Source organism: Cupriavidus sp. SIMBA_020, from assembly GCF_046535395.1.
GTDB lineage: Bacteria > Pseudomonadota > Gammaproteobacteria > Burkholderiales > Burkholderiaceae > Cupriavidus > Cupriavidus campinensis.
Genome location: NZ_JAWRWU010000500.1, coordinates 1 through 275, shown reverse-complemented (window position 1 = coordinate 275; position 275 = coordinate 1). Strand labels below are relative to the sequence as shown.

Annotated in this window: 1 protein-coding gene; it reads right to left on the bottom strand. The window is 73.1% G+C overall.

Annotation, left to right across the window (positions count from 1 at the left end; translation table 11 throughout):
* On the bottom strand, positions 1 to 275 hold a 275-nt coding region (locus SB751_RS30230; protein ID WP_410749050.1), incomplete at both ends, for an aldo/keto reductase.

Below are 275 nucleotides of genomic sequence, written 5' to 3'. Positions count from 1 at the left end.
CGTCGACCAGCGCGAGGTTGTGCGCGAGGTTCTCGCCCTGGAAGCGCGGGCTGGCCGCGCGGAAATCGCGCTCGCCCTGCCGTGCCGCGCTCCAGCCGCCGCCGAGCAGCCCGCGCGACAACACGCCGTACGCCGTCACGCCGATCCCGAGTTCGCGGCATACGGACAGGATGTCCGCCTCGATCCCGCGCGACAGCAATGAGTACTCGATCTGCAGGTCGGCGATCGGCGCGACGGCCGCCGCGCGGCGGATCGTGTCGGCGCCGAGCTCCGAC